The sequence below is a fragment of the Rhizobium sp. 2YAF20 genome (assembly GCF_052114685.1).
Lineage (GTDB): Bacteria > Pseudomonadota > Alphaproteobacteria > Rhizobiales > Rhizobiaceae > Rhizobium.
Map to the genome: position 1 here is coordinate 68,323 of NZ_JBFRFF010000027.1, position 23,690 is coordinate 92,012.

Below are 23,690 nucleotides of genomic sequence, written 5' to 3' on the forward strand. Positions count from 1 at the left end.
ATTGTCGCTGGCCGACGAAGCACCTTCGTCTGAATGAAAGCGCGGGTTCAAAGCCCAGGCTGCGACAGCACATGCTGCGGGGGCAGGCGATCTCACATTGAACGCCACGGCGACCGACATCGATGTCGCGAGCCTGCTTGCATCAGGCAATATCGACGCCACGGCGGCAAACGATATCGCCGCCAATGCCGTTGCGCATGGCGATCTGACAATGACGGCCGGCAACGCGATCACGCTTAGCGGTCAGTCGCTTGGCGCTCAAAACGTCAACCTCGCCGCCCGCTCAGTGACCATCGACAGCCTTGTTTCCGGGGTCGACTATGCTGCCACCAGCGCCTCGCCAACCGCCAGCCTGATGCTGCAGCCGGCCGGTGCGATGACGCTTGCCGCTTCGAGCGGCAGCATCAGTGCCAACGTGCTGTTGTCTGGCGGCGATCTCTTGGCAACGGCGACACAGAATATCGGCTATGCCAGCCTGCAAAGCCTTGGCAACGCAACACTGACGGCCCCCGGCCGGATCGACTATACCAGCACCACCCGTGTCGGCGGTGCCCTGACGATCAACACCGGTGCCCTTGATCTTTCCGGCACAAGGGGCAACGGGATCGCCGCCGGTGGCGCGCTGGTCGTCAATGCGTCCTCCGCCAACCTCTCCGGCAGCGACCTGGTGCTCGGCGGCCTGACGCTCAATCTCTCCGGCAATGCCGATTTTACCAATGCCAGCGTCAACGCCGTCACCAATGCCGGCGGTTCCGGCGACATTGCCGTCTCGGCCGCGAGCCTCACGGCAAGCGACAGCACAGCACTGCTGGCCGCCCACGACCTATCGTTGACGCTGCCGTCGCTCATCAATGCGGCACAGCTTGCCAGCGGCCACGACCTGACCCTCAACATTGCCGGCAATTTTACCAATAGCCCGACCGGCCTCATCTTTGCCGGCAACAACGCCAATGTCTTCCTCGGCGGTGTCCTCACCAACAATCAAGGCGCCATTCTTGCCGGCCGTGATCTCAGCATCCGCGGCGCCGGCGCCGGCCAGCACAATGCCGCCGTGTTCAATTCTGCCGGTCTGATCCAGTCCGGCGGCAATATGTCGATCTACACCGACACCCTCATCAATGCCGCGACCTCGGCCCCGCAGATCGTCCGCAATGTCGCGGTGTCCGACACGCTTCTGCATGCCTATGACCTGATCTCCGAGACCTATGGCTGCGAGACGCGCTGTAGCGGCGAAGGCGACCACGAGGCGACCTATGGCTGGACCGAGAGCGTCGATCAGCTCGTCCATCAGATCGTCCTGCAGGATCAGTTGGCGGCTGGCGCCGGCGCTGATGCAAAGATCCGTTCCGGCGGCAACCTTGTGGTCGATGCGGTCAACATCACCAATTCCTACAGCTCGATCGAATCCGACGGCAATATGAGCCTTGCCTTTAACGGCACGCTGACCAATGAAGGCGCAACACTGAACCAAACGACCGAGACCGTTTGCGGCAGCGCCACAAACTGCCAGTATTATGCCGACGTCGTTTCCACCGAGCCCGGCCAGCAGAATTGCAGCGGCCCCAACCGCGGCTGCATCGACGGCGATCCGACCATCACCTATTCGCCCAATCCGAACGGCCAGCGCGACCCGTCACGGGACCTTCAAGCGGGCACTTCGGTGACGGTTGCCGCCATCGGCGTGTTGTCGGGTGCGATCCAGGCGCGCGGCGCGCTCAGCCTCGACGGCAAGGGCACCGGCTCCGTCAACAATGCCGCCTCGGCCGGGTCGCTGGCCGGCCAGGTGGCCATCAATGCCGTCACGGCGCAAAGCAATCCGCTAAGCGCGCTCAATGGCCTGACGGCCGGCGGGGCGCTGTTCAGTGTCAATTCGTCGCTGGCAGGCGTGGCCGCCAATGCCGGTGCCACAGCAGGCAGCGGCCCGGCGATCGGCGGCAATAGCCTGCTTGGCAGGCTTGGCGTTGCGATCGGCAGTAGCGGCAATCTCGCCCAGATCCTGCAGACGGGCGGGGCGCAGCTTGCAGCACTTGCCAAGCCGCAGTCCGGCGGCGTCGGCGGCACGGTTCCGGGCCAGGTGTTCCTGTTCGAGACGCGCGCCGCCTATCTCGACGTGTCGAAGTTCTACGGCTCGGCCTATTTCATTGACCGCATCGGCTATACGCCGGAGACCAGCGTTCCCTTCCTCGGCGACGCCTATTTCGAGAACCAGCTCGTCGACGAGCAATTGCACCAGCAGGTCGGGCAAGGGCTCGGCGCCGGCTCCTTCATCTCCGGCGACAACGCCATCGACCAGATGAAGACGTTGCTCGACAATGGCGTCGGCTATGCCGAGGCCCATGGTCTGGCCCTCGGTCAGGCGTTGACGCCGGAACAGGTGGCCAGTCTCACCCAGTCAATGGTGATCTACCAGACCACCACCGTCGACGGGGCGGAAGTGCTGGTGCCCGTTGTCTATCTGTCGGCCGCCGATCGGGCCAACATCGCCGCCTCGGCTGCCACCATCTCCGGTCAGACGGTCAGCATGAATGTCGGCAATCTCGACAATTCCGGTGCGATTGCCGCGGCCGGCGACATGACGATCAGCGCCACCAACATCAAGACCAATGGCGGGGCGTTCCTGTCCGGCGGCAACATGAACCTCGATGCCTCCAACGGCATCGTGCTTGCCGCCCAGACGATGAACATAGGCGGCCAGACGCTTGTCAACACCAATGGCGGTGTGAAGGCGGGCGGGACGCTCAATCTGGATGGCGGCGCAGGGGCGCTGACGCTTGCCGCAACCAAGGTGACGGCCGGCAGCGGCGCGACGCTCTCCGGCCAGACGGTGACGCTGGGTGCGGCCACCGAGAGCAACGGCGGCAAGCAATCGCTCATTGGCTCGAGCGTGGCGGCCGGCGGTGGTCTCAGCATCTCAGGTGCCGACGGCGTCAACATCATCGCCAGCGCCGCCTCTTCAGGCGGCAACATGTCGGTGACATCAACCAACGGTGCAATCAACATCGTCTCTGCGGCAGCCGGCGCGATTACCGCAAGCGGTAACGCTGGCAATACCACAGTCTCCGCCGACCGCAAGGGAACCACGACGACAACGACCAGCCTGACGCAGCAGGGCTCGTCATTGAATGCCGGCGGCTCCATGCTCGTTTCGGGCGACCAGGGCGTGCTCATCGCCGGCTCCTCGCTCGACGCCGGCGGCAATATCGGCATCATCTCGCAGAACGGCAATGTTGCGATTGCAGCAGTGGCGAACGAGACCAGCAGCAATTCCAAGACCACCGCCAGTGCGGCCAACGGCTACAAGAGCGGCAATTCGTCCTCCGCCTCGCTGACCAACACCGGCTCGTCGATCACCTCGAACAATGGCGGCGTCACCGTCGAGGCCGACAACGGCTCGATCGGCGTCATCGGCTCTTCGATCGATGCCAACGGCGGCGCGGCCAGCCTGATCGCCAAAAACGACATTACCATCGGCGAGGCGACCGATAGTGCCTCGTCGTCCAGCCAATCGGGCTCGAAGAAGACAAGCGAGACCGTCACCATCGCCAAGGGCTCTGAGATCTCCGGCCAGACCGGCGTCAACGTCATCTCCAAGGATGGCGACATCACCGTCTCGGCATCACAGATCGCCGCCGGCGATGCAGACCATACCGCCAATGCCAACCTAAGTGCAGCCAACGGCAACATCATCGTCGCCTCCGGCAAGGACACCGACGAGACGACAAGCGACAGCAAGCAAAGCGGCTTCCTGTCGTCGTCGAAGACCCACACCCATAGCTACGACGAGGCGACGGTCGGCTCGTCGATCTCAGCCACCGGCGATATCAATTCGAATGCTGGTGGCGCCAACGTCCTTTCCGGCTCGTCCCTGCATGCAGAGGACACCGTCAACATGTCCGGCTCCACCGTCACCGTCATGGGGGCTGAGGAGACGCACGAGAACGACAAGGAGACGAAGAAGTCCGGTATCGGTGTCGGTTCCGGCGGCGGCTTCATCTCGATCTACGGCAGCCATGACAAGACGACGAGCGACAGCTCGACGGACAATGTCGGCTCGTCGATTACGGCCTACAACGGCAATATCAACCTGAACGCCACGAAGGGCGATCTCAATGTGATCGGCTCTGCGATCACGGCGACCAACGGCAATGTCACGGGCATTGCGGCGGGCAATATCAATATCCTGCCCGGCCATGAGAGCAGCGACAGCTCAAAGGATGACAAGCGCTCCGGCTTCGGCCTGCAGGTGTCTGCCGGAAGCAGCGGCGCGTCGATCGGCATTGGTGCTGGCCGCTTCACCGACAAGACCACCGAGAGCGCCGAGACCAACGCGGTGTCGACGATCGGCGCCGGCGGCAACATCACGCTTGCAGCCGGCAACACCTTCAACGACCAGGCGGGACAGATCGCCGCCGGCGGCGCCGTCACAATTCTCGGCACCAACGGCGTCAACATTCTCTCCGGCAACGACGTCACCAACTTCGACGAGGTCGCCACCAATTTCTTTGCCGGTGTCAGCCTCGGCGTCTCCTCCAGCATGGTCGGGGCCGGGCAGAGCATCGAGAACCTCGCTTCGAAACTGGGCAATGTCACCGACGGCTATTCGGCCGCCAATGTCGGCTTTGCCGGCCTGAAGGCCTATGATGCGCTCAGCAGCCTGAAGGACGGCCTGGCAGCCGGGAACCTCGCATCGATCTCGCTGACGGCGGGCTTCACCTATTCGAAGACGGAGACGGAACTTTCAAGCTCGACGCCGGTGCTGCCGACGATCAGCGGCAATTCCGTCAGCATCATTTCGACGAATGGCGACTTTACCAGCCGCGGTCTGCAGGTCTCGGCCACCGCCGATGCCGCCCATGCCGCCGACCCGATGAACGGCGACGTGCTGATCTCGGCCAACACCATCGACATGGCCGGCGCCGAGGCGACGAACACGGCCTCGTCGAGCAGCCAGTCGGCGGGCGCCAGCATCGGCGTTTCCGTCGGCGTCGGCCTTGGCGGCGCAACCGGAATTACCCCGACGGCCAGCATGTCGGCTGGCCAGTCGAAGTCGTCAAGCGCCTCGACCACGCAGGTAATGTCGACCGTCAGCGCTTCCAACAACATCACCTTCGCCTCGAAGGGCGACACCAGCCTCAACAACACGGTCTTTGCCGCCGACACCATCGACGGCACGGTCGGTGGCAATCTCGACATCGTCTCGACGCCGAGCACCGGCACCAGCGCCAACAGCTCGCAATCCCTGGGCTTCTCCTTCACCGGCGGGACGATCGGCCGGAGCGCCGACGGCTCGCCGCTTCTGACGGCAGCCAACGCCGGCACGGCGCTTGGCGGTCTCACCCTCGGCGGCGTCCAGCCGGGCTTCGGCTCCGGCAAGGGTTCCACCAACTGGATCGACACGCCGGCGGGGCTCTATTCCGACGGCGCCACCAACATCTATGTTCGCGGCAACACCAATCTGGCCGCGGCCGGCATCATATCTAGCACCGGCCAGGTCAACCTCGACACCGGTACGCTGACCTGGTCGGACTTTGCGGGGTCGAAGGAATACAAGGCCTACGAAGTCGACGCCAACATCGACCTCTACAGCGGCAAGGACGCCAACGGCCAGTCGAAGAACACCTCCAGTGTCGAGGGCAAATACCAGCTCGACGACGAACGCCAGAGCGTCAAGGCCACCGTCAACGGCAACATCACCGTCCGCAACGGCGATCAGCAGGCAGCGCTCGAACAGAGCGGGGCAACCAAGCCCGCCGACCAGATCAACAAGGATCCGAGCCAGCAATCGGTCATCACCAGGGACAAGCATATCGATCTCGAGCCTTATGTCTCGGTGCAGAGCCTGCAGGCAGCGGTTGCGGCGGGCAAGACCCTCGCACAAGTACTCAACGATGCCTTCGACAAGATGCTCGCGGATGACAAGCTTTCGCCTGAGGACGAGCAGGCGGTCAAAAAGACCCTACTTTACGTGAACGACCCCAAGGTTAAGGCGGTGTTGTCTGCGGGCTGCGGGGTGCAGCACACCGAGAACGACTACCATCTCCTGGACTGGCTGATCACGCCTGCTTATGCGGAAGCTGGGGTTTGCCTGATGCCAATCCCCGACGGGACCACTGTTCGGTTGAGCCCGGAGGCGGTCGCAGCTCTGCGCCAAGCGGTGGCGCTCTCCATCCCCGTGCTACTTGCGGCCGGTGTTTTCTACTTTGGATCGACGGTCTCACTGGGCGATCAGATCGATCAGACCCAGACACTAGCCGACGGTACGGTGATGCATCTGACTGGCGTCGGTGACGAATTGAAGCGCCGGGCGGAGATCACGTTGCCGAACGGCCAGACCGTCTCGCTCGTGCTGACGCTCAACGACAATGGCTATGCGCTGGTCTCCGGTTCTTTCGCAGGCGCTTCCATGTCGGGGGATACGCTCGACGATTTGGCAAAGCAACTCACCAGCGCCAGCGGTCTGCAGGTGGTCTATAATCAAAAAAGCGGGTCGGGGAGCAATGGCAGTACCACAGGTGGTTCGTCGGCGGCTGCGGGATCGCCCGATCCGGATGATAACGGAGGAAACCAAGATGACGAAGAGGCGTCAGTTTATCGTGGCGGGGACAAATTAACGGTCAGAAATATCGACGTAAAAGTCGACAAAGCGACTGGACTGGTACAGCCCGGACGGGGTGTTTCTGTTAATACTGATCCCGCAGGCTTGGAGAAATTCGGCGGCGCTCATAAGATTGAGCTGAGTAGCATTCCCGATGAGCTGGAGCTGATACAGCGCGGAAATAGTGCAACTCATTTTGAGATTGCTCCAAAAGCACCGATGACGATGGAGAATTTTCAAGCTTTACTGAATCAAATTAGGCTAACGCCACAATGATGAGGATAATATTTTGAACGAAGAATCAGATTTTGAAATAATGTTTGGCTACGCGGATGACGACTTGACGCTTTTTGAACTTAATTTGAAAGGCTTTCGCGAAGATGTAATTATTTATACAAGAGAAAAAAAATATAATATTCATTTGTATAACCCTATCCGATTAAAACAGGAAATAGACACGTGGATTGAAAAGAAAAATTATAACTTCATTATTGATGGAATTCTTTTATTGCAAGATGATCTTTGGAATGAAGCAGTCAGGGTTCGTTTAAATCAACTACATGATGAAGGATATTTCAAATAAGGAATGGAAATACCGGAGTTATAGCTCTCCAAGGCCGTGGATACGATGTGGGTTATTGTGCACGAAGGGGTTTCCCCAACACATACAACACTTCGGAAGTGTCACGACAGGAAAATCCCGGCAACGCCCGTGTGCTACACCTCAAATCCTAGCTTTGTCGGAAGAGGTGCGTTCGTGGTGCGGAAATCCCACAGAGCAGGTGGACACGTCTCGGACGCGGAGATCAACATAGTATAATAACGGGATACTGCAGTAACGAACCGCAGTGAAGGCCCATTGATTCAACGGTGAAAACGCAAGAAAGAATGAGTTGTCACCGTAATTGCTAACTCACATATTAAGTTGGGTATCGTTATGCGCGTCGGATATTTAATCGCAATATCAATGGTTATGGCTCTGCTTCAGTCGACCGCATATGCCGACGAGGGGCAGGATATATATAACGCTGGAGATTACTATCGCGCATTGAAATACTGGCAACCATTGGCTGAAAACGGAGACGCTCAAGCTGAGTTTGGTTTGGGGCTTCTTTATGAAACCGGACATGGCGTTGAGCAAAACTTCGATACGGCCCAAAGTTGGTATCGGAAAGCGGCAGGGCAGGGCCTATCCACTGCGCAAAATGCATTAGGGGCAATGTACGCCAATGGCCGAGGCGTTGCCAAGGATGAAGTGCAAGCCACTGAATTGTATCGAAAGGCGGCAGAGCAAGGAAACGTCCACGCGGAAGTTAATTTGAGCTCTCGGTACGAATGGGGGCTTGGCGTTCCTCGTGACATAAACCTGGCTATCGCTTGGCTTCAAAAAGCATCCGATGCCGGCGACCCCGCTGCTCAATCTAATTTGGGCGGCATCTATATTTCAGAGGATGGAGTAAAGGACTATTCGAAAGCGGCAATTCTGTTTCAAAAGTCGGCAGATCAAGGTGACCCGGGGGGACAAAATGGCCTCGGCATAATGTGTGGTCTCGGGTTGGGGAGACCAAAAGATGCCTCTTGCGCACTGGATTGGTATCGGAAAGCTGCGGAACAGGGTGATCCGCACGCCGAAGTGAATCTTGCGAATGCGTATGCTGATGGCGTCGGGGTCGAGAAGGATATTAGTCTAGCGATATTCTGGTATCGGAGAGCTGCGGAGCACGGAGATGCTCAAGCGCAGAAACACCTTCAATATCTCCTGCAAGGAATTGAAGAATAGAAGGAAAAGTCGCCGTATTTCTTCGTGAAACAAACCCAGAATGTGGTTTTTCAAAGTAATTTTAGGAGGTTGAGATGGTAGACGTATCTTCAGGTAGAAGTCTAGGCCCTGTTGACAAAGTTCTCCATGATGGAGACGTTTGACCCACCAAGTGTTCGGAGGGATGCGTTGCTACCGTCTTCAGCAATTTTCGAGAAATACCGATCTGCACTTATATCGCAACCGTTGTCAGCGGTCTGGCGAGGTCATGGCTCGGCGATTTTCTTGGAATTTGGCCGCTTGTCTCCCCGAGTGATGCGCGGTGGGTCTGTCGGAAATTCACAGGGCGACTGCACAGTCATGATCGAGTGGAGTTGGCGAATTGAAAGTGAAAACGCCATCCTGTGCGGGAGTTGGAGCGACGAAGAAGGTTGGGAGAATGTCTTCAAGTCGCTAATCGGCCGTAAGGTTCAAGATGCCTCGATATACGGGCGGCTCCCGGAACTCTCGATTGCGTTGACAGGTGGGCTTTATGTAGCTTCGTTTATGACCGCCGAGGGCCAGCCAGCGTGGACCATATTTGATGGTTTCGACGAGCAGCATAAATCCCGCTGCATCGCAGTTCGTGATGGCAAGGTCTATGAAGAGTTCGAGAAGGAAACGCACCAGTCGTCACCGACCCCGATTCCAAAATCGCCTGAAGCATGATTCAAGACTTCCTTTTAGGAGGATGCTTTGGCTCGTGGAGACCTGACCGATTCAGAATGGCGCATAATCGAGACGCTGTTGCCTGCAGAGCGTGGAAGGAAATCCCGACCCGCGTATGACAATCGCCTGTTTTTGGATGGGATGCTGCACGTCTTGCGAGTTGGTTGCCCTTGGCGGGATATGCATGAGCGATATGGGAAATGGAACTCGGTCTACGTGCGCTTTCGGCGCTGGGCCGAGCAAGGCGTATGGGATGCCTTACTCGAAACGCTCGTCGAGTTGGGGCTGACGGATGACTGGCAGCACATGATAGACAGCACAACAGTTCGCGGCCACTCTCAGGCTGCGGGCGCTAAAGGGGGACTCATAAGGAGGCTTTTGGTCGATCACGCGGCGGCTTTACGACGAAAATCCACGCCCGCGCAGACGGTCAGGGACGCCCTCTTGGCTTTGTCCTGACCGGTGGTGAAGCTTCGGACTATAATGCCATTCCAGCCCTGCTGGCGATGCCCGTGGCAAGCCCAGATTGTTCCTCGCCGATAAAGGTTACGACGCTGATTTCCTGCGCGAGGAGTTGCTGATCCACGGGATGAGACCCGTCATCCCGCCTAAAGCAAACAGGAAAAACCCACCGCCTTGCGATTACATCGCCTATAAAGACCGGAATCGCATCGAGCGTATGTTCAACAAGCTCAAGCAGTTCAGGCGTATCGCAACGCGTTATGACAAGACGAGCGCATCGTTTGCAGGCTTCCTCGCTCTGGCCTCAGTGAAACTCTGGTTGCCATTCATTTGCGCACAGACTTCTTAGGACGCTCTTTCTCCGCTCCCCAAAAAGAAAGCCGCGCATCTGGAGTTTCCTTGTGAACAGCAATTTGCATATGAGCCCGGAGCTCGTTGCGAAAACGTGAAGCGTTGCGGGCTCCCCATACGCCGACGAAGCATTCCCCGGACGTATCGTTCTTAAAGATCGCCGCGCCACCAAAGGCGGACGACAAACCGCCTTCGCCAACTATGCCTCCATTACCGTAAACGGCGACGACGCAATCCAGCGGCGCAACGCTGACGACTGTGTCGCCAGATGGGGCGAAACCCGCGCTTCTAAATACATAAACTGGGCAAGGAAAAGTTGTCATCCGTCGAAGAATATCCGGATCACGGTAGGCCGCAAGCTCCTGACCAAACTTTGTCAACACGACCTAGTAGCATATAGGTCGGCCGGTGGTGACGCGCTGTAAGACGCCGACCCTAAATGAGCAGAATTTATGGCTGCAACTACTACATCAAGATCAAAGATCAAGATTGAAAAGTTAGGATCTGGGTCGACGATGTCGATTTCGGCCAGCAACACGCTCGTCAATGGCAGCAGACTTGCCACGGGGTTTGGGTGGGCAGATGGCAAGACGTCGTGTTGAACGGGCGGGCGAAGGGGCGGCGGGAGCGAGTTGCGCGCAAGTCATTATTTCTCGTGTCGGTAGTTGCCGATTTAGCTGTTCGCGCATCGTTGGCGCCGTTTTGGAACAAAACTCACGTTTCCGTGTTCTCTGTACACAAGGAGGACGTGAAATGACCTATAATCCGAACGAACCAAACCTGCGGACGACGCCAGAGCCTTACCAGAGATCGTCATCGAGGTGGCCAATTTGGGTAGGCATCATCGTTGTACTGTTGGTTGCCGGTTTTGCGTGGTCGGAATACGGCGGCCATCCAGGCACAGATCAGACGACCACTTCGTCGACGAAGGCAAGCCCAACAGCAATGGCTCCATCGACACCGGCGACGCCAGCTCCGGCACTTGCACCTGCCACACCGGCGCCAGCAACACCAGTTCCAGCAAAGTAATTATAGCGCGGCGCTGAGCTTTGGTCAGCGCCGCGTCTCCCGGTACCATGTAGGCGAATTGCCGTAATTTCGGGGGAATCAGATATTCTCTTCCGGAGACGCGAAGAGCTTGCCAGCTTTTGCGCGGACCATAATGGGTCCCCGGCGAGATCTGGGCTCCTTGTCGTTGGCAGCTTCATAGACACGGGTGCTCGACGGCTCGATGAGCCGCAGTGATAATGATTTCATGATTTCGCAAGTTCCCGGTTACAGGCGACCGCAAAGGCGGCGGGGGTGGCCCGTTTACGGCTTCATATTGTTCCAACAATGCAAACAATTTTGACAAGGTCCGACTTCACTTGCTGATATAAATGTCAATAGCCTATATCGCGAAAGCGTAAAATTAAATAATCAATTGAACTAATTAAAAAATACCGTTGAAATTCAAACGTTGAATGATATCATTCAAACAGGCGGGCTCCTTTCCACTCGCCTAGTGGCCGCAAAACGCAGCCGCACTGGGCCGCCGAATTGCCCCCCAAACCAGCGGCCCTTTTTCTTGGCTTACGGACGCCGTCGAGCTGGCGATATGCTCTTCCCGGTGACGATATCCGCAAACTTTTTTCTACACGTTTTGCAGCGTTTATTCCCAACGCCGATACCCAAGGTAGTATGCTAAGGGATACTTAGTGCCCTCCAACCGGATTGCAGTGTCATGAAGGGGGGCTCGCAATTAACGAGGCCACACGACCTATCTGATGATAAAGACGCCTGCTAAACCAATCAAAGCCATGCACTGAAGTATCCACATCGGCCATTCTTCAGCCATTGTCATTTCCTCCCGCGCCTACGGCGCACCGAGAGCATACTCCTTTTCATTGCAGACCGATGATTTCTATTCGTCGCAACCAGCCCTCGCGCCTTTGCGCACGCGCGAGGAAAAGCTGTATTAGCGTTGATGTTGATGGCGTCGACCGGTCCCCGCTGCCGGAGGAGAAAGCGATGTGTATGGCCCCTCCTGGGCATTGTCGTTCACTGGCGCGGCGGGCTTATGCCCACCACCGGCACCACGGGCCGCTTAAAGACCGATTTCCCGACAATCGGATAGAACTCTGCGTCTCCATCCGCGGCCTCGATAATGACGATAGACTTCATCATATCTTCCTCGTCGACCACGCCGATAACCCGAACAAGGCCGGCCGTCATCGTTGACGGCGTCGAATTCAGTAAGGGCATCATGCGGTGGGCCGTCGTTAAGGCGCATGAATACGCGCCCGCCAGCTGTGCTGGCAGGTTGTGATTGAGACGTGAGCGATAACGGTGCTAAGCCCTTTCGGGCCTACGATTAAGGGGTGGTTAAGAACGCGTTTCTTGCAGCGGGCATATCAAACCGAGCTTTCTGCTTTGACAGCTCTGAGCATTGAATTTCTGCGCCGTTAAATGGCGATTGTCTTGTTTAGCGTACATCTCATAGAAAAATGCGATTGCTTTGTTAGATATCATTGCATTAGATTCGCTTTCGTTTCGGCTCTGCCCAGCAGACAATCGGTGCCGCAGAACGATAATTTTTGAAGGCGATGGGGTCCAACTGTTCACGGGCGCCGCAAGGTGGTGGTCTGAACTGCAGTGCTGGGCAGTCACCCCTGGCGGCGTACCGCCCGGATCCCAAAGCTCATGGACACTTGCGGAGAGAGCATGTCGGATAATGTTGCGCGGATATTTGTCGGGTTCGATTCGAAAGAAGTCGTTGCTTACCATGTCTTGTCGCAGAGCATAATTGAACGCTCTTCCATTCCGGTGGAGTTTTCACCGATCGTTCTCGACAACCTCAGGGGCATCTTCACCCGGGAGCGAAACCCGCTGCAGTCCACCGAATTTTCCTTCTCGCGCTTCCTGGTTCCCTACCTCAGTAATTACGACGGATGGAGTATCTTCATGGATTGCGACATGCTGGCGCGCGCCGACATTGCCGAGTTGTGGAAGCTTCGGGACGAGCGTTATGCGGCGATGTGCGTCAAGCACGATTATCAGCCTAAGGTGGAGACGAAGTTCCTCGGCCAGACGCAGACCAAGTATGAGAAGAAGAACTGGTCGAGCTTCATCCTCTTTAACAATGCCAAATGCCGGGCCTTGACCAAGGACTACGTCAACACCGCCACAGGGCTGGAATTGCATCAGTTCAAGTGGCTGGAAAGCGACGACCAGATCGGCGAGCTGCCGGTGACGTGGAACTACCTCGTCAACGAATACGACCGCAGGGAGGACGCCAAGATCGTCCATTTCACCGATGGCGGGCCTTATTTCAACGAATATCGAAACGACGACTACGCCGACGAATGGTTCGCCATGCGCGAGCGCATGCTCTTCGTTCAGCAGAAATAGATAGTAATGGGAAATGATACGGCGGCAGGTCCGCTGACCGAATTTGCCGTGCAGCCGCCGGCAGGCGCGACGTTGGGGCTAACGACTTCGCAGGATTGGCGGTTGATCTTTGCGGCATTCTCGCATGTCGTTCTCGTTGCAAACAGCAGCGAGGTCCGCATAGAAGAACTTCAGGCATCTTTCCCTCAAACTGCACTCTTCGTCTTTTTCAACAAGGTCTACAAGGTGCTCGACAAGCCCTTCACGGGCCATTCCTTGTTGGTCTCACGCGGTCAACCAAGAGGTGCCAACATCGTCTATCGAGGTGAGGTTGGCGACGTCGTCAAATTTTTCCCCAGGGATCGATTTCTTGGAATCATGAACCTGCGCATTCATGCAGACGAAAAACTCAACACAGTCGCGGACTATGAAAACAACCCCACAGGCCATCTCGACCTGGTGGGCTTCTGTGGCGATTTCTACCCGGAAGACAAACTGCCGACCTCTGGCTTTGCCATGGCGCTTTGGTTGAGCGACCTCGGATTGCCAGGGTCTGTCGTGCTTGCCGGCTTTTCGGCGCGCCGAAGCGCAAAATGGCGGGTTGTCGCCGTTCACGACTGGACGTTCGAACAGGTGTTCCTGCGCCTCTTTGCCCAACTCGGTAAAATCACGGTGCATGGCGGGGTGGACAGAAATCCCTACGCCGCCTTGGCGAAACGCTTTCCCGACATCCCGCCCTCTGAGATTTCATTTGCCATTGCAGACGTCCTCTCCGAGCGGCTCGGCAATGCGAACGGGGAAATTGACAAATTGATTTCCCTGACCAATTTCATTCGAGCATTCGATAATTTCACCCGAAGTCTAAAGCCGAAAATGTTCAAGCGCCGATAGCCGGTGGTCTGAATGTGCCGATGGGGAGGAACGCATGGTCGCGTCTCTTTCAGATTTGAGGAAACTGGTTTACCGAAAAGTGAAGTACCGGTTGCGCAAGCCGCAGCCGCCGACACTTGCGATGCCTTTCAGCGGGCCGGTTCTGGTCGTCGGCTCAGCGCCCATATCCAACAAGCCTGCCGGTTTCGACGACAGCTTTCGCGTGATCACCATCAACGGTTCGCAAGCGGCAACCTTAGCCTGGGGCATAGCAGCGCCGGATGTGACATTGGTGCAGTTCAACCAGATTGAAGGTCGCAACACCAATGCGGTCCATGTGCGCAGGGTGCTGACCGGCCAAAGAACCGGGCGGCTCTATGTCCTGCTCTGGCGGAAGGAAGAGCGGCAGCGGCTGATCGAAGGCCTGAAGGCCTTCGACTATCGCTATGGCGAACTGGAGATCGTCGACCGGTACGAGCGAATGGCGCTGCTCGACAAGGTGGTCGGCCTGAAGTGCTTCGAGCTCGACGCGGATTCGAAGTGTTCAAATGGGATCAACGCCGTGCTTTTCGCGCTTTATAATGGCGCCACGGCGGTCATCATAACAGGCATCAATCCAGCCTCTGGCGGCCATAGCTACCACAAGGCAAACCTGGTGCGCCAGCATGTCCAGATGGACACGCAGGTGCTGCAAAAGCTTCGGGACCTCGGATATCCGCTCTACACCTCCGATGTGGCGGTCGCTGATTTGATCGGAATACCTCTCTGGAGCGGAGCGCGAGCTTGAAACTTCATGGCGCTCCAGATAGTCCTTGGACGCTTCACCGGCTCTGAACGGCGCTTCGAGGAATAGAGACATGACGGACACGGAAGAAGACCCGAAACAGGAACATTCTGACTTCGCCGGTGAGTTCACCGAGGACGGCGTGACGGTATTGGTAGATATTTTTCGTGCCGCCGGAAGCACCGGAGCCTGGTCGCTCGAGGTCATTGATCAGGACGAGGGACTGACGGTGTGGGAAGAACCGTTCGCCACAGACCGGGAAGCCTACGAGGAGTTCCTCGCAACGGTGGAGCGTGACGGTATCAGATCTTTTCTCGAAGAGCCGGAAACGCCGCTGCATTGACGACAGTGTCGTTGTCGAACGCTCAAGGAATACCATTTGAAAAATGTCGAAGATCTGATTTCGTCTGCGAGCAGCATCCATGCACGCTACAGCGTCGGGCGCATCGAGCGTGAAACGGTTCGGGAATGGGTGCTGGGTCTCAGTGAATATCCGCAGCCTTACGCGGCCAACATCCGCCGGGCTGCCGATTGGTTCAAAGTATTGAGCCGTCCCGAAATCCCGCCCGACGAGCTGAAGGTCGAGGATCTCGATCGATTACGGTCGATTTTCAGGCCCTGATCGCGAAGCCGGCAGTTTTGGGGCGGGAGAAACCCCGGAGCCCCAAAACAGGGCTCCCATTCCTTAGAATTCCAGGATGATACCGCTGTGCCCGTAATGGCGCCCATACCAGTACGGATGTCTGTAGTAAGGGTCATAGTAGGGATGATAGTAATAGGGTCGATAATAGTGACCGTAGTAGCGGTCACGCTCCCACCGGTTGCGATGCCAGTCGTTATAATGATGATGGTGGTATCTCCAGTCTTCGTTGTAATGGCCGGAATATTGATTGTTTCCGGATCCGTGTCGCTGAACCTGGATGATCTGCATCTCCCCCGGAGTGAATGGGCGGGAAAGGGGAAGCGCTGAAGCAGGTCCCACCGCGCAAAGCAGCGAGCCTGCGATCAACGACGCTGCCAATGCAATCTTGTGAGCGGTTCTCAATTTACCTACTCCTTCTGTAGTTTGTATCTATGCACTCATACTAATAAACGTGTGGCCGCGGCTTCAGTTCCGTTGAATCCCAGTCCAGGATCTTGTCGCCTGGTGCTTGCGCCCTAGCTACCCGCTGTAGTCGGGTAAACCCTCCCTCAGCCTTTCGAGGTGTGCAGGCGGGCGCAAAAAAGGGCTTTGAAAATATGGCGATAACCCGCGATCTGTTCGCTCTTCTTTGCCTTCTGTCTCTTATCGCCTGCAGCCAGACATCGGAACCTCTGCAGCCGATCCCCGGTAGCATCACCTATGGCGGCCAGCCGCGAACGAAGCTGTTGCTTTCGCCTATCGGCAGCCGATTGCGGCACAACTTCGTCGATACCCTGGGCCGGGATGTCTATGAGACCTATATTCTTCAGCCTGATCGCAGCCTGAAGTTGGTCAGCAGGGAATATGCCACGCCACCCTTCTGAAAAATGAAGACCGGCAGATTTTATTTTTAAGCGATGCACCCAAAAGCGGCATCGTGCTTTATCCCACCCTCAACAACGGAGAGTAAAATGATCAACGCTGCACAAATCAAAGAGCATGCAAATGTCATCGGTGCCGACGGCGTGCATCTTGGGACGGTTGACCATGTCGAAGGCGGTCGCATCAAGCTGACAAAAAGGGACAGCGGCGAAGGACACCATAAGGGTCATCACCACTTCATTTCCCTTGGGCTCGTGTCCGAAATCGAAGGCAATGATGTACGACTGTCGGCAAATGCCGATGTCGCCTTGACATTCGAGGAAGAGGAAAGCGGCAAGCCGACGGATTGACGCCGGCCAACGCAAGGCTAGCCTCGCCCGATAGAGGCCGACGCCAAACTGCCGCCGCGGTGAAAACGCTGCGGCTGTTTTGTGCGCTGCGGCAAAAGCTATATCTTTCGACATCCTGATGTCTTATTTCTCCTGTTGCGTTGGTTCTCGTTCGGAGTTCCGTTCGTTTCGATTTCGGCAGGATTATTTATGAATATAGCAAAGAATGCTTTTTCGACGCTGGTCTATGCGGCAGCAGTGGCAATCATCGGAACCTTCCCCGCCATGGCGGCCTCCTCTGCCATGCGTCCGGCGACGAAGGCTGAGATAGTCAAACATCTTGGCCCCCATGCTGCCGGAACCCTGAAGCCGAATGGGTTTACCTACAAAGCCGGCAGTTCTAAGGGATATAAGGTGACCGACGGTCAGATCTGCATCCGCTCTCCCGAAGGCACCACACGCTGTGCCTCCATCGTCACCAACGGCACCACATTCCAGATGGTCGCCGCTGACGGCGCCCGCTCGAATTTCTAGCCCTGTCTCCAGACGATGGCTGGCGCCCGGCGCGGGACCATCGTCGATAGCGATCAATTTCGCTCCGCTGTATTTCCGTCTGCACGGATTGAGGTTATATTGATATGGCCGTCTGGGAGGATGGCATCCCAGATAGGGTAACGTGTGGAGGAGAGATATTCATGCGGCATATTAAGTGGAGCAACCCCATCGAAGTCGGCTTTGCCCAGGGCGGCGCCAAAACGGTGACCGGTCCCTCCGAGGCATTACGATGCCTGTCGGAAATGTGGCCCGATCGGCGTGGCCCCCTTTACGTGGCGGCCAGGAGCGTTTGTCGCGCAGCAGTAGATGGTCGTCGCTCCGCCGAAGAAGCCCGCGAGATGTTTATCTCCGCCACGCGGGAAGCGCATCTGACGACGCATTAGGCCAGACGCCCGATAGCCCGGCGGCTGCCGCTGGCCATCCAATCTGATGGCTTAGGCTTGCGCATGTGAAATCCAGCACCATATAGAAACCAAGCCATGCACCGTTCCAGACGCGAATTCTGAGGCGGCGACGCCCCGGATCACGTCTTGGCGATGTGGAAAGCAGTTAACCGAGTGTTAACCTTTCGGCATCAATCTGGCTGCAGTTTCGCTTTCCCTTTGACCACGGATGTACTGGCACTGGCGTGAAGGCGGATGACGGAAGGCCGGGTCATTCCGGCCTTTTTGTCTATCTGGATTGTACATGGCGCTCCGCTTTTTGTGGGGCGTTTTTTGTTTGCCCAAAACAAAACCGCCGCGAACGATGTCGCGGCGGTTTTGATCACACCGGCAACAAATGCCGCGCTTGCTTTGCTTACTGCGCCTTGGAGGCGACCTTTACCGGCTTTGCCGCATCAGGGCTGGCGGCAACGTAGCCGGCGCCGATCGCGACGTTCAAAGAGACATAGTCTGTCGCACTCTGCTGGATTGCCGTTGCCAGGCTTTCCTGCGCGCTTGTCACCGACCGCTGGGCGTCCAGCACGTCGAGGAGCGAGGAGGCGCCGTCCTTGTAGCTGGCAGTCGAAAGTTCGAGCGCTTCCTGGTAGGACTTGACCTGTGCACGCAGCGCCGACACCGTCTGAGCGTCGCGAGCAACGGCCGACAAGGCATTCTCCACCTCTTCGACCGCTGTCAGTACTGTCTGCTTCCAGGTGAGATACTGGCCACGTGCGTTCGACTGGGCAATCTTGACGTTAGCCCGCAGCAAACCGCCGTCAAAGATCGGCAGGCTGAGGGTCGGGCCAAACGACCAGGTCGTAAAGCCGCCATGGCTGGCAGAAGTATGGACATAAGAGGGCGAGATCGCGCCGCTAAGTGAGATTGTCGGATAGAGCTGCGCTTCGGTCACGCCAATCTCTGCGGTAGCCGCTGCCAGTTCACGCTCGGCCTTGCGGATATCGGGCCGGTTGCGAATGAGGTCCGCCGGAACGCCGGTGCTGACATTGCCGCGGAACACCGGTTGAGTGGAGCCCTTCTGCATGTCGGCGATAACGGTTGCCGGCGGCACGTTGAGGAGCGTGGCAATATGATGCACGGCTTGGCGGAAGCTGATCTCGAGGCCCGGGATTTCCGACAGCGTCGAATTGACCAGACCTTCGGCCTGGACAACGTCGAGGCGTGAAGCAGCGCCGGCATCCAGCTGGAATTTCGTCAATTCGAGCGTTTCGCGACGAGATTTGAGGTTCTCCTGCGCAATGGAAATTCGCGCCTGGAAATAGCGGGCGTTTACATAGCTGGTGACGAGATCCTTGAGGTAGGCAAGACGGGTGACGTCGACCGTGGCGTATGCCGCATCCAATGAAGCCAGCGCGCCTTCTCTGGCGCTGCGATATTGGCCGAAGAGGTCGAGCAGCCACGAGACCTGCACATCGCTACTGGATGTGTTTTGCGTCAGCCTCTGGGTGCGCAAGTTGCCCATCTGGCCGCTGGTCGTATGGGAAGCGCCAACAAGCAGGCTGGGGAGCGATCCGGCGCCGGCCACGGTAACATTCGACTGAGCGGAATTCGTCGCTTCGATCGACTGCATGATCTGGACGTTCTGGGCAAGGCCCGTCGTCACAAAGCCCTCGAGGCGCCTGTCGTTGAATGCATTCCACCAGGCCGTGTTGGCGACGTCGCCGTTGAGCTTTGCGCCTCCTTCGGAAAACTTGGCGGGCAGGGGCATTTCCGGTGGCTTATGATCCGGCCCACTAACGCAGCCTGCAAGGATAAGCAGCAGGGCAGGGGCGGCTGTACGAATGGACACCATCACTTTTTTCCCACAATTCTAAACACATCATCAGTATGTTAACGGAGCCTTCACGGCTTCGTGTCACACGAACTCGCCAATCAGCAAACGGTGCAGATCGTACGACGCAGTCGCGGCAATCTAGCAACCAGTTTCGCAATAGCACAGTCCCTATCGCAATTTGTTGCGACCGATTGGCGTCCCTAGGGGACGAAATGGCCTCTGCGGATAACGAATTTTAGCAAGTGTTGCAAAAAGCATACCGCTAGCGACCGCGAATCCGGCGCGAAAGCTGTAGCTGATTCGCTTGCGACGGCCAATTTGGCTACGATCCATGTGCGCAGGATTTTGGCTAACCCTGCGTCAGTTCTGGGGAAAATATGAATTGAGGCTTGCGCGAACCCGCTCACGCGGCGTGTTTCCGCGATCGTCGGGAACAAACGTGGTCGCGGTGATCGCCTCGAATGCGGCGATATAGACCTTCGACGTCTGCTCGATGAGTTCAAGCGGGATTTCAGGGATCGCGTCCTTGTAGGGGTCGCATCGCGCTGCCACCCAGGCTCGGACGAAGTCCTTGTCGAAGCTCGCCGGCCGCTCACCTTTCTCGAAGCTTGCTTGGTAGCTGTCGGCCAGCCAATAGCGGCTGCTGTCCGGCGTATGGATCTCGTCGGCAAGAATGATGGCACCGGTTTCATCGGTGCCGAATTCATATTTTGTGTCGACGAGGATCAGCCCGCGGGCGCGTGCCATCTCCTGGCCACGCTTGAACAGCGCGAACGCATAGTCCGAAAGGATCTGCCACTGGGCCGCGGTCAAAAGCCCCCGCCCGATGATCTCGTCCGGCGTCAGCGGCTCATCGTGACCCCCATCGAATTCCTTGCTGGTCGGGGTGATGATCGGCTGGGGCAATATCTGGTTGTCGCGCATGCCATCCGGCAGTCGCATCCCGTACATCTTCCGTTCACCCTTCTTGTAGAGCGTCAGGATGGACGTCCCTGTTGTTCCTGCCAGATAGCCGCGCACGACGATCTCGACTGGCAGGATGTCAAGGCGTTTGCCGATGACGACATTCGGGTCGGGGTACTCCAGCACATGGTTCGGGCAAATATCCCTAGTCGCTTCGAACCAGTAGCGGGCGGTCTGCGTCAGGACCTGCCCCTTATAGGGAATGGAGGTCAGGATGCGGTCGAAGGCGCTCAGCCGATCGGTGCTGATGATGATGCGGCGACCGTCAGGCAGGTCATAATTCTCGCGCACCTTGCCGCCGTAATAGTTGGGCAGTTCTGCAAAATGGGCTTCGGAGAGAATTCGCAAGGCGTCCACCAAATCAGGCTCACGCATCCGAGCTGCCGGATGCTTCCGTGCCGACCCTTAATTTGCCTGTCGCCGATGTCAAGCAAAGCGTCGCGGTCACGCCCGAGCGGGTTGCCAACCGCCACTTGCCGAGCGTTGGAGGATCGGCGTCGAAAATACCCCGACTATCCTGTCCACCCATTTGCCTTCGAGGCTGCCGATCCGTTGGCGCCAGCGCTCCGATTGCAGCATGGCCGCGCCGATGACGACAGGTTCGACGTTACAGGTGGTCATCAACTCCAGGCCTGAGACGATGGAAGCACCGCTGGAGATGACATCATCGATGAGGGCCACTCGCCGGCCGTAGAGCAGCGGCAGCATTCGCGGATCGATATAGAGGCGCTTCTGCTGGTGCGGAGTGGTGATTGAGGAGAGCGAAACCGACAGCTCCTCGCGGTACCAGAATTTGGCTGAAGTGCCGAGCGGTACATAGCGGTCATGCCCGAGCTTTTGGGCGACCGCACTCGCAAGCGTCAGGCCAAGCGTCGGCAGGCCGACGACCAAATCAATACTATAACCGGAAATTTGCTCCGCGAGGGCTGTCGCCAATGCATCCTGCACGGCGAAGCTTGCCTGATTGACGATCAATGACGCCAGTGCACGATCGCCCTCAGCAAGAATGCGGATAGGCAACCGCAGCTGCCGTCCGTCGTCGAACTCGGCCACATAGGCATCGACGAAATCACCGTTTGGGGGAAAGTGTTTGGGCGGATGGATCTCCTGCCAGAAGTCGTGGGGCTGTATGGCATCCATATTGCTTGCTATCTAGTTCCGCTTCAATTTTTCTACGCCGGCCCGCTGGCGTAGAAGTCGAACCTCGCTATCGCTCAGCGGACGAACCTCGCCTTTTGCCAGATCGCCAAGCACAAGATCTGCGATTGCGACGCGCACGAGCCTCAGGCATTCGACGCCGAGGGCCTCCAGCATGCGGCGAATCTGCCGGTTTCGACCCTCCTTGAGCTCCACCTCGATCCACGCATTGCGATCGCCGCTTCGCAGCAGGCGCGCCGACGTCGCTGTTAGCAACTCGCCGTCATCCATGATGCCCGCCGTCATTCGCAGCAGAAGTGCCGGCTCCATTATCCGGTCGACTTGGACATGGTAGGTCTTGGTGACATGGGTGATCGGGTCGAGCAGTGCCTGCGCCAATATCGTGTCGTTGGTAAAGAGAAGCATCCCTTCGCTTGCCTTGTCCAATCGGCCCACCGGCGAAATATGTAGGCCATCGAAGCTTTTGAGGCAATCATAGACGGTCGGTCGGCCGTCGGGATCGTGACGCGTCGTCACCAGCCCGCGCGGCTTGTTCAGCATCAGGTAAAGCTTTCTTTCCGCTGTAACCGGCGCGCCGTCGACCGCGATCCGGGCAAGGTCAAGATCGACCCAGGTGGCCGGATCGGTCACTTTCTGTCGGTCAACGCTGACACGTCCCTCCGCGATCAGAATTTCGGCCTGCGTTCTCGAACAATAACCAAGCTTCGACAAGGCGCGCGCAAGCGTCGCGCGCTTGCCGCTCGCCTCATCGCGGGCCTTCGTGCCTCTTTGTGCGCTTTGCGGAGAACGCCGCTGGTTCACTCGATATTCCCCGCCTGTCCCGACTGGATGTTGCCGATCCTTTCGCACGCCTTTCCGCACAGCGCAAATCACGGCTTCTGAAACAAGCGGGTCGCACTCGTGCAGATGTCGTCATCGCAAAGGCGCCGGACAGGGAACCTCGGGCGGACGCTGTTCAATTAAGAAAGAAACTTGCAAGCTCCTGCCGGCTGAGCGCCACACCGGCCGCAGCCTTGATCGGGTCCGGATGGGTATAGGAGAGGTCCGGAATGTCAGGCAATTCGAGCGCCTGACGCATGCTCATGATACCGACCGCGCGGTTGACACCGGCGCGGTTGACGCTGACTTCGACGATGCACTCTGGCCTCGCGATACCCATGGTCCTTCCTCCCAGCTTTTTATGATTTTACTACGCAGTAAAATCTTGGTTTTTGTGAGACCTGGAACAGGGCATCATGGTGTCATCAGGCGAAGGCCCGGCGCTCTGCGCGCGGGCCTCAGAGAAGGGCGCTTCCGCACCTAAGGCACAGGGCCGTCAAGGGCCCTATCTCCACCAATGACGTGGCTCCGGCTGGGTAGCTCCCCCAAGCATATAGCCGGCGAGAAACCCGATGGCTCCGGCAAGGAGTAGCGCCGTTGTCGTCGCGGTCGCATTGTCGCGCGCAGCTTGCGCGGCGGCAGTGCTGCCAGCCTTGATTTGCGCTACCGCGGTTCTGGCTCTGGGTGCAGCCTCGTCGTAAGCTTTGCCCGCTCGGTCCCGCAATTCGTAATATGCTTCCGTACCCTGGGCTGAAATCATCTTCTGCAGGCGCGACACTTCCTGTTGAAGTGCGGCGACGTCCTTGCTCATCGAATTCCTAATGTCGTCGGTGCTGGTAGCCATGGCGATCTCCTGCGTTGGGTCCGACGACAGAACACCGGAAGGCTGCTTTCGGTTCCAATCTTTCGAAAGCGTTCCTCTGGCGGCAATTTTTGACCAATTAGACAAAATCTTAAGCCTCGGCTCCTGATCCGTTGCCCAACCTCCGCCGATGTTCACGGCGGTCTATCGCAGACATCTCTAAAAACACAACAAAATCAGTTTGTTACAAAATTGTCAAAAAACATGTGTGTGTTGTGTTGACTAGTTCGTTTGGTAGGGTCTATAAGCCCGATCACTGACGAGGGCGGCGGCGCTGCTGGCGACGATTTCCTTCGCTCTAGGGTTTCTTGAGAAACTGTGGTGCGGGATTGGGGTGATTGCTGGAAGGCGGTTGTCTCGTTGGTGGTTTTTTGACTGGGATTTCTGG

24 protein-coding genes and 1 pseudogene are annotated in these 23,690 nt (G+C 57.6%); 14 read left to right on the forward strand and 11 right to left on the reverse strand.

Annotated features, from left to right (window positions below; genetic code table 11):
* The first annotated feature begins 97 nt into the window (after window positions 1-97).
* The 5 genes and pseudogenes from AB4Z52_RS24880 to AB4Z52_RS24900 all read left to right on the forward strand — a co-directional run bounded on the left by AB4Z52_RS24880 (window position 98) and on the right by AB4Z52_RS24900 (window position 9,873).
* Window positions 98-6,871 carry a beta strand repeat-containing protein gene (locus AB4Z52_RS24880; protein WP_442220576.1) on the forward strand — a complete coding sequence of 2,258 codons (6,774 nt, stop codon included), beginning with the start codon at window positions 98-100 and terminating at the stop codon, window positions 6,869-6,871.
* A 13-nt stretch (window positions 6,872-6,884) separates the two neighbouring features.
* A complete protein-coding gene (locus tag AB4Z52_RS24885) occupies window positions 6,885-7,178 on the forward strand; it encodes a hypothetical protein (RefSeq protein ID WP_442220577.1) in 294 nt (97 codons plus the stop codon).
* 354 nt (window positions 7,179-7,532) lie between these two features.
* The gene (locus AB4Z52_RS24890) at window positions 7,533-8,375 is read left to right on the forward strand and encodes a tetratricopeptide repeat protein (protein WP_442220578.1); all 843 of its coding nucleotides are present in this window, start codon (window positions 7,533-7,535) and stop codon (window positions 8,373-8,375) included.
* Window positions 8,376-8,486: 111 nt separating this feature from the next.
* Window positions 8,487-9,062, forward strand: coding sequence for a hypothetical protein (locus AB4Z52_RS24895; protein ID WP_442220579.1), 576 nt, complete (start codon window positions 8,487-8,489; stop codon window positions 9,060-9,062).
* 27 nt (window positions 9,063-9,089) lie between these two features.
* Window positions 9,090-9,873, forward strand: a pseudogene (locus AB4Z52_RS24900) (IS5 family transposase).
* On the opposite strand, the gene AB4Z52_RS24905 reads toward AB4Z52_RS24900, so the two are convergent.
* The 3 genes from AB4Z52_RS24905 to AB4Z52_RS24915 form a co-directional block, all read right to left on the reverse strand.
* Window positions 9,851-10,258: a hypothetical protein gene (locus AB4Z52_RS24905; RefSeq protein ID WP_442220580.1), complete on the reverse strand. Its 408-nt coding sequence runs from the start codon at window positions 10,256-10,258 to the stop codon at window positions 9,851-9,853. The pseudogene AB4Z52_RS24900 and the gene AB4Z52_RS24905 overlap by 23 nt on opposite strands.
* 458 nt (window positions 10,259-10,716) lie before the next feature.
* Window positions 10,717-10,953, reverse strand: a complete 237-nt coding sequence (locus tag AB4Z52_RS24910; protein WP_442220581.1) for a hypothetical protein — start codon at window positions 10,951-10,953, stop codon at window positions 10,717-10,719.
* A gap of 962 nt (window positions 10,954-11,915) precedes the next feature.
* A complete protein-coding gene (locus tag AB4Z52_RS24915) occupies window positions 11,916-12,122 on the reverse strand; it encodes a hypothetical protein (protein WP_442220582.1) in 207 nt (68 codons plus the stop codon).
* 456 nt (window positions 12,123-12,578) lie between these two features.
* Between AB4Z52_RS24915 and AB4Z52_RS24920 the strand changes: the two genes are divergently transcribed.
* The 5 genes from AB4Z52_RS24920 (at window position 12,579) to AB4Z52_RS24940 (ending at window position 15,520) form a co-directional block, all read left to right on the forward strand.
* The gene (locus AB4Z52_RS24920) at window positions 12,579-13,265 is read left to right on the forward strand and encodes a glycosyltransferase (RefSeq protein ID WP_442220583.1); all 687 of its coding nucleotides are present in this window, start codon (window positions 12,579-12,581) and stop codon (window positions 13,263-13,265) included.
* 6 nt (window positions 13,266-13,271) lie between these two features.
* A complete protein-coding gene (locus AB4Z52_RS24925; RefSeq protein WP_442220584.1) occupies window positions 13,272-14,135 on the forward strand; it encodes a 3-deoxy-manno-octulosonate cytidylyltransferase in 864 nt (287 codons plus the stop codon).
* Window positions 14,136-14,169: 34 nt separating this feature from the next.
* A complete protein-coding gene (locus AB4Z52_RS24930; RefSeq protein WP_442220585.1) occupies window positions 14,170-14,901 on the forward strand; it encodes a membrane-anchored protein in 732 nt (243 codons plus the stop codon).
* 70 nt (window positions 14,902-14,971) lie between these two features.
* Window positions 14,972-15,241, forward strand: coding sequence for a hypothetical protein (locus AB4Z52_RS24935; protein ID WP_442220586.1), 270 nt, complete (start codon window positions 14,972-14,974; stop codon window positions 15,239-15,241).
* Window positions 15,242-15,277: 36 nt separating this feature from the next.
* Complete coding sequence (locus AB4Z52_RS24940; protein ID WP_442220587.1) at window positions 15,278-15,520, forward strand: hypothetical protein; 243 nt, start codon at window positions 15,278-15,280, stop codon at window positions 15,518-15,520.
* Between the two features lie 63 nt (window positions 15,521-15,583).
* Here AB4Z52_RS24940 and AB4Z52_RS24945 read toward each other — a convergent pair whose 3' ends face one another.
* Window positions 15,584-15,943, reverse strand: coding sequence for a hypothetical protein (locus tag AB4Z52_RS24945; RefSeq protein ID WP_442220588.1), 360 nt, complete (start codon window positions 15,941-15,943; stop codon window positions 15,584-15,586).
* 194 nt (window positions 15,944-16,137) lie between these two features.
* On the opposite strand from AB4Z52_RS24945, the gene AB4Z52_RS24950 reads away from it, so the two are divergent.
* The 4 genes from AB4Z52_RS24950 (at window position 16,138) to AB4Z52_RS24965 (ending at window position 17,669) form a co-directional block, all read left to right on the forward strand.
* A complete protein-coding gene (locus tag AB4Z52_RS24950) occupies window positions 16,138-16,404 on the forward strand; it encodes a hypothetical protein (RefSeq protein WP_442220589.1) in 267 nt (88 codons plus the stop codon).
* Window positions 16,405-16,491: 87 nt separating this feature from the next.
* Window positions 16,492-16,752, forward strand: coding sequence for a DUF2171 domain-containing protein (locus tag AB4Z52_RS24955; RefSeq protein WP_442220590.1), 261 nt, complete (start codon window positions 16,492-16,494; stop codon window positions 16,750-16,752).
* A 189-nt stretch (window positions 16,753-16,941) separates the two neighbouring features.
* Window positions 16,942-17,265 carry a hypothetical protein gene (locus tag AB4Z52_RS24960; protein ID WP_442220591.1) on the forward strand — a complete coding sequence of 108 codons (324 nt, stop codon included), beginning with the start codon at window positions 16,942-16,944 and terminating at the stop codon, window positions 17,263-17,265.
* Window positions 17,266-17,426: 161 nt separating this feature from the next.
* Window positions 17,427-17,669: a DUF982 domain-containing protein gene (locus tag AB4Z52_RS24965; RefSeq protein WP_442220592.1), complete on the forward strand. Its 243-nt coding sequence runs from the start codon at window positions 17,427-17,429 to the stop codon at window positions 17,667-17,669.
* A 415-nt stretch (window positions 17,670-18,084) separates the two neighbouring features.
* Here AB4Z52_RS24965 and AB4Z52_RS24970 read toward each other — a convergent pair whose 3' ends face one another.
* The 7 genes from AB4Z52_RS24970 to AB4Z52_RS25000 form a co-directional block, all read right to left on the reverse strand.
* Window positions 18,085-19,518 (reverse strand): efflux transporter outer membrane subunit, encoded by a 1,434-nt coding sequence (locus AB4Z52_RS24970; protein ID WP_442220593.1) that lies wholly within the window; start codon window positions 19,516-19,518, stop codon window positions 18,085-18,087.
* A 342-nt stretch (window positions 19,519-19,860) separates the two neighbouring features.
* On the reverse strand, window positions 19,861-20,811 hold the full coding sequence (locus AB4Z52_RS24975) for a phosphoribosylaminoimidazolesuccinocarboxamide synthase (RefSeq protein WP_442220600.1): 951 nt from the start codon (window positions 20,809-20,811) through the stop codon (window positions 19,861-19,863).
* Between the two features lie 96 nt (window positions 20,812-20,907).
* Window positions 20,908-21,603, reverse strand: a complete 696-nt coding sequence (locus AB4Z52_RS24980) for a phosphoribosyltransferase (protein WP_442220594.1) — start codon at window positions 21,601-21,603, stop codon at window positions 20,908-20,910.
* A gap of 12 nt (window positions 21,604-21,615) precedes the next feature.
* Window positions 21,616-22,422, reverse strand: a complete 807-nt coding sequence (locus tag AB4Z52_RS24985) for a pseudouridine synthase (protein ID WP_442220595.1) — start codon at window positions 22,420-22,422, stop codon at window positions 21,616-21,618.
* Between the two features lie 154 nt (window positions 22,423-22,576).
* Entirely contained in the window at window positions 22,577-22,780 is a 204-nt protein-coding gene (locus AB4Z52_RS24990) for a hypothetical protein (RefSeq protein ID WP_442220596.1), read from the reverse strand.
* Window positions 22,781-22,945: 165 nt separating this feature from the next.
* Complete coding sequence (locus AB4Z52_RS24995; protein ID WP_442220597.1) at window positions 22,946-23,284, reverse strand: hypothetical protein; 339 nt, start codon at window positions 23,282-23,284, stop codon at window positions 22,946-22,948.
* Between the two features lie 194 nt (window positions 23,285-23,478).
* A partial coding sequence (locus tag AB4Z52_RS25000; RefSeq protein WP_442220598.1) for a hypothetical protein occupies window positions 23,479-23,690 on the reverse strand: 212 nt, incomplete at its 5' end.